This window comes from Collinsella aerofaciens, from assembly GCF_039836695.1.
Taxonomy (GTDB): Bacteria; Actinomycetota; Coriobacteriia; order Coriobacteriales; family Coriobacteriaceae; genus Collinsella; species Collinsella aerofaciens_BD.
This window is the reverse complement of the sequence record NZ_JBDPAC010000002.1, coordinates 196,455-208,107: the sequence shown is the minus strand read 5'-3', so window position 1 is coordinate 208,107 and position 11,653 is coordinate 196,455. Positions and strand designations below refer to the sequence as shown.

The 11,653-nt window shown below is 59.1% G+C and carries 8 protein-coding genes, 1 tRNA gene and 1 rRNA gene; all 10 read right to left on the bottom strand.

Annotation, left to right across the window (positions count from 1 at the left end; translation table 11 throughout):
- Window positions 1–162 (bottom strand): 16S ribosomal RNA (locus tag ABG996_RS02165); the annotation flags it as partial.
- A 534-nt stretch (window positions 163–696) separates the two neighbouring features.
- Window positions 697–1,056 carry a 50S ribosomal protein L20 gene (rplT, locus tag ABG996_RS02160; RefSeq protein ID WP_006234421.1) on the bottom strand — a complete coding sequence of 120 codons (360 nt, stop codon included), beginning with the start codon at window positions 1,054–1,056 and terminating at the stop codon, window positions 697–699.
- Window positions 1,057–1,102: 46 nt separating this feature from the next.
- Window positions 1,103–1,294 (bottom strand): 50S ribosomal protein L35, encoded by a 192-nt coding sequence (rpmI, locus tag ABG996_RS02155; RefSeq protein WP_006234422.1) that lies wholly within the window; start codon window positions 1,292–1,294, stop codon window positions 1,103–1,105.
- A gap of 32 nt (window positions 1,295–1,326) precedes the next feature.
- A complete protein-coding gene (gene infC, locus ABG996_RS02150) occupies window positions 1,327–1,896 on the bottom strand; it encodes a translation initiation factor IF-3 (protein WP_006234423.1) in 570 nt (189 codons plus the stop codon).
- A 431-nt stretch (window positions 1,897–2,327) separates the two neighbouring features.
- A tRNA-Leu gene (locus ABG996_RS02145) sits at window positions 2,328–2,414 on the bottom strand.
- 39 nt (window positions 2,415–2,453) lie between these two features.
- Window positions 2,454–3,887 carry a transglutaminase-like domain-containing protein gene (locus ABG996_RS02140; RefSeq protein ID WP_347478269.1) on the bottom strand — a complete coding sequence of 478 codons (1,434 nt, stop codon included), beginning with the start codon at window positions 3,885–3,887 and terminating at the stop codon, window positions 2,454–2,456.
- A 254-nt stretch (window positions 3,888–4,141) separates the two neighbouring features.
- Window positions 4,142–5,008 carry a class II fructose-1,6-bisphosphate aldolase gene (fba, locus tag ABG996_RS02135; protein WP_035137086.1) on the bottom strand — a complete coding sequence of 289 codons (867 nt, stop codon included), beginning with the start codon at window positions 5,006–5,008 and terminating at the stop codon, window positions 4,142–4,144.
- 194 nt (window positions 5,009–5,202) lie between these two features.
- The gene (locus tag ABG996_RS02130) at window positions 5,203–5,892 is read right to left on the bottom strand and encodes an MBL fold metallo-hydrolase (protein WP_347478268.1); all 690 of its coding nucleotides are present in this window, start codon (window positions 5,890–5,892) and stop codon (window positions 5,203–5,205) included.
- A gap of 82 nt (window positions 5,893–5,974) precedes the next feature.
- The gene (locus tag ABG996_RS02125; protein WP_347478267.1) at window positions 5,975–8,335 is read right to left on the bottom strand and encodes a RelA/SpoT family protein; all 2,361 of its coding nucleotides are present in this window, start codon (window positions 8,333–8,335) and stop codon (window positions 5,975–5,977) included.
- Between the two features lie 15 nt (window positions 8,336–8,350).
- Window positions 8,351–11,638: a single-stranded-DNA-specific exonuclease RecJ gene (gene recJ / locus ABG996_RS02120; RefSeq protein WP_347478266.1), complete on the bottom strand. Its 3,288-nt coding sequence runs from the start codon at window positions 11,636–11,638 to the stop codon at window positions 8,351–8,353.
- Window positions 11,639–11,653 lie beyond the last annotated feature (15 nt).

Sequence of the window (11,653 nt, the reverse complement as noted above, 5' to 3'; positions counted from 1 at the left end):
ACCCGTCCTTTCGGGCGGCTATCCCGGGGGAGGGGGCAGGTTCTCCACGTGTTACTCAGCCGTTCGCCACTCGCTTCTATCCGAAGATAGGTGCCGTTCGACTTGCATGTGTTAGGCGCGCCGCCAGCGTTCATCCTGAGCCAGGATCGAACTCTCCGTCCAAAATATATGGGCTTCGAGCCCGTCCGGTCCTCTCAGTCATTCGCTGATCGGTTCCGTTCGATTCATATGGTTCTAGTATAGGAAAAGGAATTTCTCGGGGCCGCCTCTCGGCGGCCTTGCGAAAAACAAATCCAAGTTAGACCATTTCAAATGGTTCGATGTCTGCCCGGATGCGACACAACTGGTGTGTCCATCCTCGCAGTATCCGGTTCTCAAGGTGCACGCCCCGCGGCTCATCCGGTCCGACCGGGCCGCGCGGCAAGGAGATATATTGCCAGACCGCGAAGCTCTGTGGGACGTCAATTCCACTCTTCACAAGTCCTACACAACATATTGCTTTCTATAGGTAATAGAAAGACTGGTGCGGATCTTCCGCACGTATCAGATGATGACCCTTTGGTTCAGGAATATATAGAGATCGGTCACCTGTAAGTGTTTATCTACCCGCGCTTTTAGCAATGTAAACCGCGCTTCAGATAAAAAGAGGGAGCGCCGCCACAACGCGACACTCCCCTAGCGATCCAAGAGAATCTATTAGGCCTCGAGAGCCTTCTTGGCGATGGTAGCCAGCTCGTTGAAGGACTCGATGTCCTCGTAAGCCATCTGAGCCAGGACCTTGCGGTCGAGCTCGATGCCGGCAACCTTCAGGCCGTGCATGAACTGAGAGTAAGAGATGTCGTTCAGGCGAGCAGCAGCGTTGATACGAGTGATCCAAAGAGAACGGATCTCGCGCTTCTTGTTGCGGCGATCACGATACTGATACTGCAGGGAGTGCTGGACCTGCTCTTTAGCATGCTTGTAAGTACGCGAAGCGGCACCGTAGTAACCCTTCGCACGGTGCATAACGGTACGGCGCTTCTTCTTGGCGGCAACAGCGCGCTTAATACGTGCCATGTTCTATCAACTCCTAGACGGTAAAACGAAAAACGGGAACGCGAACTTAGGCGAGACGAGACTTGATGACCTTGCGGTCGGCAGCGGCAATCTCGGTCTCCTGACGGAAGCCACGCTTACGCTTGGTGGACTTCTTGCTCAGGATGTGGCTCTTGAAAGCCTTGGCGCGCATAAGCTTGCCGGTACCAGTCTTGCGGAAACGCTTCTTGGTGCCGCTGTGGGACTTCATCTTAGGCATGAAATACTCCTTAATCGGTTACAGAACACTAGTTACTTGGTATCGCTTGCCGCTTTATCCTCATCGAAGGCGCCCTTAATCGGGGCGAGCAGCATAAGCATGTTACGGCCTTCCATCTTAGGCTTGGACTCGACCGTAGCGTAAGGCTTGAGATCCTCGGCGAGACGCTCGAGAACGTTAAGGCCCTGCTCCGGGTGAGCCATCTCACGGCCGCGGAACATGATGGTGATCTTAACGCGTGCGCCCTTCTTGAGGAAACGCAGAACGTGGCCCTTCTTGGTCTCGTAGTCGCCAACGTCGATCTTGGGTCGGAACTTCATTTCCTTGACCTCGACCTTGGACTGGTTCTTACGAGCAGCCTTGGCCTTCATGGCCTGCTGGTACTTGAACTTACCGTAGTCCATGACCTTGCAGACCGGCGGCTCCGCGTTGGGAGCGATCTCGACCAGGTCGAGACCCTGATCGTCGGCGACGCGCTGGGCATCACGGATGGCGAACAGGCCGAGCTGAGAGCCATCGACGCCAATCAAACGGCACGAAGATGCAGTGATCTCGTCGTTGATGCGGGTGTCATCAGACTTAGCTATTTTCCCTACCTCCATTCATAAAAAAATAACCCGGCGCTTCTCGGCAACCAGGTCGTACACATAGACTTCCTCGATTTGAGGAAGGGAATCTAAGTTGTATGACCAGTCAGCTGCTCATTGGCGCCAAAAGGTGGGAACCCTCGGGTTCCTCTTTAGGGCATTGCGAGAACAACGCCTTGCGAATAATAACACGTACAGCGCGTTATCACATTACGTACACGAAAAAGGGGCCTTGACCCCCTTGAACGCTCGCTTGCATGTATGGTGCCCGAGGCGAGACTCGAAGGGCCTTCGCTTCGCGAAGCCCCGGGCTTCGGGCGCGAGGCGCCCTCGCCACGCTCCGCTACAAACAGGCCGCAGGCCTGTTTGCTTAACGCTTCGCGCGCTCACGCGAGTTCGGCACGAAAAAGGGGGCCGCAACCCCCTTGAACGCTCACTTGCATGTATGGTGCCCGAGGCGAGACTCGAACTCGCACGTTGTTGCCAACGGTGGATTTTGAGTCCACTGCGTCTGCCAATTCCGCCACTCGGGCACGTAATGCGTGAGTTAGTTTATCACAGCTTTCTACCGATTAGTCCGAAAATGGAACTTCGAGCATTTCGATGAGTTCGACCGTGCGTAGCATCTCGCGCTGACGGCATCCGCGACCGTCGACCGAAGCCTCACCCATCTGGTTATCGTAAGGGTCCTCGCGCATGCCGTCGAAAGAGGGCTCAAACTCTGCCTGGAATCGATTGTTGGCCACCATACGCCATGGGTCGAGATTGCCAAAGTAGTGACGGCAGCGCCACTCCTCCCCCATCCTGCGAGCAGAAGATCCAAATGACACGTCGGCGTTGAGCCAACCGGTCTGCGGCGTATAGAACTCTGCCCAGTCGTGCGACCCCACCGAATCGGGCGCAACGTAGAGGCCGCTCTGCCAACGGGCAGGCACGCCCGCGATACGGCACATGGTGATAAACGTGAGCGCCATAACGCCGCAATCGCCGCGGAGCGAATGCGCGCAGTCATCGGCAATAGATCCCAAAAGCAAGTACGGCGGCTGATAGCGATAGTCGATATACTGCGTCAGGTAATCATAGATAGCACGGGCGCGATCGAGCGGATCCTCGAGTCCGCCAACAACGCTGGCCGTCAGCTGCTGCAGATACGGCGTAAATGCAATGTGCGGACGGTCCTCAGAAATATCTTCGGGCAACGGCGCGTCCATACACGGATGCGACGGAAGCGCACCCCCATAAATATCGCGATAAGCGGCATTGATTTGATAGCGATAGGTCACCGAGAATGAGCGATCACTCGAAGAAGACCACGAGGCGGTACGCGCCGAAGCGTTCGCGGGAGCAACAGCACCCTCCGGCGTCATATCGAGAACCTCGATATGAGACTGTTGACGACAGGCGGCGGCAACGGGTAGCCAAGCGCGAACGGTCTCCCCCTCTAGAGCGCCGGGGACAGACAAGGACGCCTTAAGCGTAATAACGCGAGTCAATCCGTTTTGCGACTCCATCTCCTTGAGCATCTCGTTGCGCAGTGCTATTCCGTCGGTAGAATCGGGACGCATGCCGGGGACCTCTTTGGGATATACGCGAAGCGAATCGAGGAAGTTGTCGAGAACGAACAGCTCACCATCGATAAAGCGCCAGTCAATACGCTTACGGTCAATCAGATCGTTAAACTGCTCCTCGGTAAACTCAGGCCACTCCTCGCGAATCATCGCAATAGCTCGATCGCGCGACACCGAAAAATGAAGCGGCGTCTCAAGCATGCGATACCGCTCGGCACGAACGCAGGCAGCAAGCGAGGGATCGGGATTTTGGGCAAGTAGACGGTCGCAGGCCTCAATAGCCTGCGAAAGATACCCCGCGTCCTTTAAACGCAGAATCTCGGGTGGCAAGCCAACATCTAGAAAACGGAAGTCATCATTGCAAACATCAACAGAGCAACCAACAGGACCCTCGTCAATAACCTTCCCATCCGAAGGCAACACATTAACAACAGCCATACCAAACTCCAAGTCATTAGAACTCTTGAAGCCCATTGTAGCGAGATAAAAAGAAAGCCCCAATAAAGGAACCCTCAACACCGATAAACGGTACCTCTAAAAATGAATTCAGCCCAGTAACCCTGTAGCGAGTTAACAAAGGAGGCCCCGTTCACCCGGAGCTTTTCCCATTGCGCGACTTCTGGCAAAGCCAGGTGAGCGCAAGGGAAAAGCGTAGGGCGAACGGGGCCTCCGGCGGGAAGTTAAACCGCTACTTACGCCTTGTTGACGGAGCCAAACTCCTCCATGAGCTCCTTGGTGCGGGCAACGATGTTGTCGCGACCAGGCTTGAGGAGCTTGCGGGGGTCAAAGCCCTTGCCCTGCTGATCCTTGCCAGCCTCGATATACTCGCGAACGCCCTTGGCGAAGACGAGCTGCAGATCGGTGTTGACGTTGATCTTGGAGATACCCAGGGAGATGGCCTTCTTGATCTGATCCTCGGGGATGCCGGTGCCACCGTGCAGGACGAGGGGCAGGTCGCCGGTCTGAGCCTTGATCTCGCCCAGGCGCTCGAAGGAAAGGCCAGCCCAGTCGGCAGGGTACACGCCGTGGATGTTGCCGATACCGCAGGCGAGGAAGTCGACGCCCAGGTCAGCAATCTGCTTGCACTCAGCAGGATCAGCGAGCTCGCCGCTGGAGGTCACGCCGTCCTCGGTGCCGCCGATGCCGCCGACCTCGGCCTCGATGGACATGCCCTTGGAGTGGGCAAGCTCAACGAGCTCCTTGGTGCGGTCGAGGTTAAGCTGGAAGGTCTCCTCGTGAGAGCCGTCATACATGATGGACGTGAAGCCGGCCTCGATGCACTTGAAGCAGTCCTCGTAAGAACCGTGATCGAGGTGAAGGGCGACGGGAACGGTAACGCCCGTGGCCTCGACGGCAGCCTTGACCATGTCGGCGCAGACCTTGAAACCGCCCATCCACTTAGCGGCACCAGCGGTGCACTGAAGGATCAGCGGAGACTTGGCCTCCTCGGCGGCCTGGAGAATAGCCAGGGTCCACTCGAGGTTGTTGGTGTTGAAGGCACCGAGACCGTACTTGCCGGCCTCGGCCTTCTTGAGCATGTCTGCTGCGTTGACGAGCATAAAAGAAACCTCCTGTAAGGTTGCTCCGATAACGCCTGAGATTTTACCACGACATACCCGAGCATAAACGTTCGTTTGTTCACGAATACCATCCGATTGGACAAATTTTGACCGTTTGCCCCACAGAATCGACCCACTGGGGAAAATAGCTTGACGATTGAGCGGTCTTCGTGGTTCGGACGACGGCTTCGAGCCTACATCTGCATAAACGGGTTCTGCATAAGTTCGTGCGCCATCGTGGTCGAATCGCCATGGCCCGTCAAGCAAACGGTATCGGGCGGAAGCATCTTGGCAAGTTTGGAGAGCGAGCGCATAATCGCCGCCTCGTCACCGCCGGAAAGATCGGTACGACCGTGGCTGCCCGGGAAAAGCGTGTCGCCCACAAAGGCGATGTTCCCCCGCTCGGTCACGGCGAACAGGACGATGCCGCCCGGCGTATGCCCCGGCGTCTCAATCACCTGCAGGCAGACGTCGCCCACCTCGATTGTATCGCCCTCGGCAAGCAAACGCGTCGGCTCACCCGGATCGGGTATCTCGATACCCCACATGGCGCGCTGCTCCTCGATATTTGCGCGAGGTACCGTCACGTCCTTAGCGCACAACTCATATAGCGCGCTGTCGCCAACGACAGCTCGAACCCCGGCAACCCCGCCAACATGGTCGGCATGACCGTGCGTGCAGACAGAGCCGAGTACGCGCACCTCGGGATGCGCGGTGCGGATATGCTCCACAAGACGCTCGCCCTCCCACGCCGGATCGACGATTAAGCACTCGTCATTCGAAATCACGGCGTAGCTGTTGGTCTGAATCGGGCCGTTGACGAGCGCCTCAATCGAAGCCGCGCCTCGGGGTGTCAGGTCCAAAGTCATATCGTCCACGCGCATACCCTCCTTCTAAAATACGTTCGAGGCACCAAACGATGCCTCGAACGTAACCAATATCTATGATGCTGAGAGGCTCTCGCACCTACACACGGCGCTTGAGTTGCGCTCCGCCCTCGCCGGGCATAAGACGGCGAGCGTCGTAGACCGAATCGACGCTGCTGATGGAAGCCAGCAGCGGATCCAGACCACTCGCGTCCGAGATCTCGACCATAAAGCGCAGGGTTGCAATACCCTCGCGGTTGGTCGACGTGGCGGCAGAAAGGATATTGCCGCCCGCATCGCCAATGGCAATGGTGACATCCTTGAGCAGGCCCATGCGGTCCAAGCACTCGACCACGATCTCGACCTGGAAGAGGGTGTCGGCAGCGCCGTCCCACTCCACATCAATCATGCGCTCGGGATGTTCCATAAGACCCTTGACGTTAGGGCAGTTGGCGCGATGCACCGAAACGCCACGACCGCGCGTGATGAAGCCGACGATGTCGTCGCCCGTCACGGGGTTGCAGCAATGAGCCAGACGGACCAGCAGGCCGCTGTTGCTCTCGCCCTTGACGATAATCCCGTTACTGGCGCTCTTGCCGCGCTTTTGCGGCTTGCGGTTGGAGCCGCGAGCGGGCTGCTTCACGACCTCGGCGATAGCCTCGGCCTTGGTGAGCTGTTCCTCGGGCTTGGGGTCCAAGATTTGCTCGACCTTATTGCCCACAGCGCGCGGGGCAACCTTGCCGGCGCCGACGGCGGCAAACAGGTCCTCGAGCTGCTTGAAGTTAAACTGCTCCGCCACGGCGTTGAGTGCACGCGTCGAACGCGGCGTAGAAATGCCATAGCCACGCTTACGCAGGTCCTTGGCCAGCATATCGCGACCAGCAGCAGCGTCGTCGTCCTTGGTCGCAGCGGCAAAATAGCGGCGGATCTTGGACTTAGCCGAAGGCGTCTTGACGATCTTGAGCCAATCACGCGACGGCTTGGAACTCTTGTTCGTCAGGATCTCGACACGGTCACCCGTCTTAATCTCGTGCGTGAGCGGAGCCACCGCACCGTTGATTTTGGCGCCGACGCAATGGTTTCCCACCTCGGTGTGAACGGCATAGGCAAAGTCGAGCGGCGTGGATCCGGCACGAAGCGCCATGACCTCGCCCTTGGGCGTAAAGACGAAGATCTCCTGATCGAAGAGGTCAACCTTCAGCGAATGCAGGTATTCCTTGGCGTCGGTAATCTCATCAGACGCAGCCCAATCGAGTGAGTGCTTAAGCCAGTTAATCTGGTCGTCCAGACGCTGGGCATCATTGGTCTTAGACGCAGACGATCCGCCCGACTTCTTATATAGCCAGTGGGCGGCAATGCCGTACTCGGCCTGCTCATGCATCTCGTAGGTTCGAATCTGAATCTCGAGTGGGCGGGCCGTGGGGCCGATAACCGTCGTGTGGAGCGACTGGTAGTTATTGACCTTGGGCATGGCGATATAGTCTTTAAAGCGACCGGGCATGGGGTGCCACAGCGTATGCACCGCGCCGAGCGTGGAGTAGCAATCGCGCACCGAATGCGTGATGACGCGCAGTGCCACCAGGTCGTAGATCTCGGAGAATTCCTTGCCCTTGCGCTTCATCTTTTGGTAGATGGACCAATAGTGCTTGGAACGGCCGTTGATCTGGAAGCCTTCCAGGCCAATGCGGTTGAGCTCGTCGGTGAGTGTCTTGATGGTCTCAGCCAGATAGCGCTCACGGACCTCGCGCGACTCCGCCACCATGCGCGCAATGCGCTGGTAGGCATCGGGCTCCAGGTAGAAGAAGGACAGGTCCTCGAGCTCCCACTTAATAGAGCTCATGCCCAGGCGGTCGGCCAAGGGCGCGTACACGTCCATGGTCTCGCGAGCCTTAAACAGGCGACGATCCTCGCGCAGGGCTGCCAGCGTTCGCATGTTGTGCAGACGGTCGGCAAGTTTAACGATGATGACGCGAATGTCCTTGGACATGGCGAGGAACATTTTGCGCAGCGTGAGGGCCTGTTTCTCGTCCATGCTGTCGACTTCGATGTTGGTGAGCTTGGTCACGCCATCGACGAGCTCGGCCACCGTATCGCCAAACAGGCCGGAAACATCGGTGAGCGAGGTCTCGGTATCCTCGACGGTATCGTGCAGCAGCGCGGCGCACACCACGTCACAGTCCATCTTGAGATCGGCCAAAATGATGGCAACCTCGACGGGATGGTTAATGTACATCTCGCCCGAGCGGCGCTTTTGGTTGCAGTGCTTCTCGGCGGCAAAGCAGTAGGCTTGCTCCACCTTAGAAAAGTCGTCCTCATTCATATATTTGAGGCACAGGCGCTCCAGCTTGTCGTAGCTGTCCGCCATAATCTCGGGCGGCAGCTCATCGGCATGCTTATAGTGCTCCATCTCCGAAAACGGCTGGAGGGTGGAATCATGGGCGGTACGGGCTGCGGCATCCATCGAGGTCCCCTTCCCCTAGGCCCGCGGTACGATCGGGCGGTTAACTTTGGCTAGCATATCAGAAGCGCACGAATCGAGCGCCCAGCTCCGGAAAGCCGAGAACTCCATGCGCGAGCGCAAGCCCTCCAAATAGCGAATTGACCTGCTCAATTGCACGCGGCCGGGGTTTTCGGCCATCGCGATACGACGAGTGTCGTCAAACCCCGAAACTCGACAGAAACCAAGCTCTTCGAAGATTCCCAGGCCGCTTTCCACCGAACGCTCGTCGACCGGCGTGCGAGCATCGATGGCAAGGCACATCTGCGCGATGTCGATATCGCTTGCGCAGAATGAATCATCCCCGGTCTTGCCGCGGTTGGAGCGCCACATGGTCTGCAGCGCGCGATAGAGTGTGACGAGCTCGTCGCGCTCGGGTGCGTAGCAGTCGAGCAGGCGCTCGTTAATGCGGGCATCGCGCGACGAATAGAGCAGGTGGATCACGGCGGGCTGGCCATCGCGACCGGCACGGCCGCTCATCTGGTTAAACTCAATGCCGCCAAACGGCATGTGATAGAGCACGACATGGCGGATATCGGGCAGGTTGACGCCCTCGCCAAAGGCAGATGTCGAGACGATGCAGCTGAGGCTGCCGTCTCGGAATGCTTCCTCCACGCGACGGCGATCGGAACGCACAAGCCCCGCGTTATAGAACGCGATATGGGTTGCGCAATCGGGCACACGCTTGCGCAACGTCTTGGCGAGCGCCACGGACTGGTCGCGCGAATTGACGTAGATGACGGTCTTTTCCCCCGTCGCCACAATCGACACCAAACGGTTCTCGCGACTTGCAAGATCGCGGTCGTCCTCGAGCCGCAGGTTCTCGCGCACCGTCTCGTCGACCACCGTGCGAGTGATCGGCAACATGCGGGCAAGCTCGGCCACAACCGGAGCCGTCGCAGTGGCCGTCGCAGCCATAACGACCGGGTCGCCCAGGGCTTTGAGGATATCGGGCATGTCGAGATAGGCGCTGCGGTCGCCGCCCTTGGCAAGACCGGCATGATGCGCCTCATCGATAACGACAAAGCCGATGCGGCCCGAACGCGCGAAGCGGTCACGGTGGATAGATAGGAACTCGGGCGTCGTGAGCACGATACCGGTGCGGCCCGAAGCTAGGCCGGCGAACACGTCATCGCGCGCGGCCTCCACGGTCTCGCCGGTAAGCACGCCAACGCCAATGCCAAGCGATGCCATCGTCGACGAGAGGTGATAGGCCTGGTCGGCAACAAGCGCACGCAGCGGATAGACAAAGATGCTCGCACGTCCGCGAAGCACCGCCTCACGCGCGGCATGCACATGGAAGATGAGCGACTTGCCGCGGCCCGTTCCCATAACCGCCAAGACACTCTGGTGATCGGCCAAGGCGTCGAGCGCCTCAACCTGCGCGCGGTGCGGCTGGTTCGATCCGATAAAGCTATGGATAAGCGAGCGCGTGAGCTCGGTATAGGAAAGCTGGGCGAGCGTCTCGCGCTTGCGCGACTCCAAGCGCAGGCCGGAATCCGCCGGCTGCACGCCACGACGAAGCTCGCATGCCGGATCGTCGACGCTGGGCAGCGTGCTATCGCGGACCAGAACATCCTTGACCATGAGCTTGGGCTTCACACGACCCTGCCAATGCTCGGCAACGGCCTCGAACACCAAGTCGACGGCGCTGTCGCAATTGATAAGCCTGTCGATCTGCGGTACACGAAACATGATGGCCGGCACACTCGCGGCGCCATCCGTCGCCACGAAGCGCATATGCTCGCCGGTCTTACCCACCACGGCGCGATCACACATCGTCACGCCCTCGGCGGCCAGCAGCGGCACCTTATTACCCTGGCCAAACGGCTCAAGGCGGGAAATCTGCTCTATAGTCTCGATATTCAGCTCGGAAAGGTCGACCGTGGCGGCAACCTCGTCGGTGTCCTCAAAGTCCTCGGCGGGAAGCTCGGACAACACGGCGGAAAGGCGACGGCGGAACTCATCGAGCTTGGACGCCTCGATGGTCACACCCACCGCGCCGGCATGTCCGCCGCGACGAATCATCAGGTCGGAACAGCGCTCGATAGCGTCAAACAGGTTAACTTTGCCCACCGAGCGACCAGAGCCGTGCGCGATACCATCCTCGATCGAGAACAGCAGCGCCGGCACGTGGTAGCGGTTGGTCAGACGGCTTGCCACGATGCCCTTGACGCCCTCGTGCCAGCCTTCGCCGCCCACGACGATCGCGCGTCCGCCGTCATAGGTCTCCTCGACCTTTGCCATGGCATCGCGCGTGAGCTCCGCCTCGATCTCACGGCGCTGGCAGTTGATTTCCTCGAGCTCAGCCGCCAGCGCGCTTGCTTCGATGGGATTGCGGGCAAGCAGCAGGTCGAGCGCCAGCTTGGGATCGGCCATGCGACCGGCAGCGTTTAAGCGGGGAATGAGCGAGAATGACAGGCCATCCGCCGTAATGCTCGAAAGGTCCGCCTTGGCGAGCGCGGCAAGCGCGATATAGCCGGGGCGAGCGGTTACGCGCATCTGCTGGATGCCCTCGGCAACCAGCGCGCGGTTCTCGGGCGTGAGCGGCATCATGTCGGACACGGTGCCCAGCGCCGCGACCTCGATTAGCGAACGCCAATACGACGGCTTGCCCAGGCGCTCACCCAGGACTTGCACCAGCTTGAGCGCCACACCAGCACCGGCAAGCTCGCGCGAGGGGCCCTCGTCCTCGAGCTTGGGGTCGGTCAGGGGCACACCCTGCGGCACCTGGTCGGAGGGCTCGTGATGGTCCGTGACCACCAAATCGATCCCCAGGCTCTCCAGATAGGAAACCTCTTCCTTGGCGGCAATGCCGTTATCGACGGTCACGATCAGCTGGGGGCGAGCGAGCTCGTTAACGCGGTCGAGTGCCGCGCGCGAAAGACCGTAGCCCTCATCAAAGCGATGCGGAATAAACGGCGTGACATCGGCGCCAAACGTGCGCAGCGCCTCGGTCAACAGGCAGGTCGACGTAATGCCGTCAACGTCAAAATCGCCAAAGACTGCAATGTGCTCGTGGTTGCGAATAGCGCGCTCAACGCGGTCGGCAACGACCGACATGCCCGGGATAATGAGTGGGTCCGCCCAGTCGCGATCGAGCGAAGGCGTCAAAAACAATTGGCCCTCTTTGATGGAGCCAATGCCGTGCGCGACCATAATGCGCGCCACCAGCCTGGGAATGCCCAGACCAGCCGAAAGTTCCTTTTCGAGCTCGGGATTTTGCTGAGCGACCGCCCAGCGATGCGTCGTCTTAAGCGATGACATAGGCACCCACCCCCG

What these genes read in the sequence shown, in the direction of transcription:
- rplT (WP_006234421.1), bottom strand. Translation starts at nt 1,056, where the DNA reads ATGGCACGTATTAAGCGCGCTGTTGCCGCCAAGAAGAAGCGCCGTACC.
- rpmI (WP_006234422.1), bottom strand. Translation starts at nt 1,294, where the DNA reads ATGCCTAAGATGAAGTCCCACAGCGGCACCAAGAAGCGTTTCCGCAAG.
- infC (WP_006234423.1), bottom strand. Translation starts at nt 1,896, where the DNA reads ATGGAGGTAGGGAAAATAGCTAAGTCTGATGACACCCGCATCAACGAC.
- ABG996_RS02140 (WP_347478269.1), bottom strand. Translation starts at nt 3,887, where the DNA reads ATGGCTGTTGTTAATGTGTTGCCTTCGGATGGGAAGGTTATTGACGAG.
- fba (WP_035137086.1), bottom strand. Translation starts at nt 5,008, where the DNA reads ATGCTCGTCAACGCAGCAGACATGCTCAAGAAGGCCGAGGCCGGCAAG.
- ABG996_RS02130 (WP_347478268.1), bottom strand. Translation starts at nt 5,892, where the DNA reads ATGCGCGTGGACGATATGACTTTGGACCTGACACCCCGAGGCGCGGCT.
- ABG996_RS02125 (WP_347478267.1), bottom strand. Translation starts at nt 8,335, where the DNA reads ATGGATGCCGCAGCCCGTACCGCCCATGATTCCACCCTCCAGCCGTTT.
- recJ (WP_347478266.1), bottom strand. Translation starts at nt 11,638, where the DNA reads ATGTCATCGCTTAAGACGACGCATCGCTGGGCGGTCGCTCAGCAAAAT.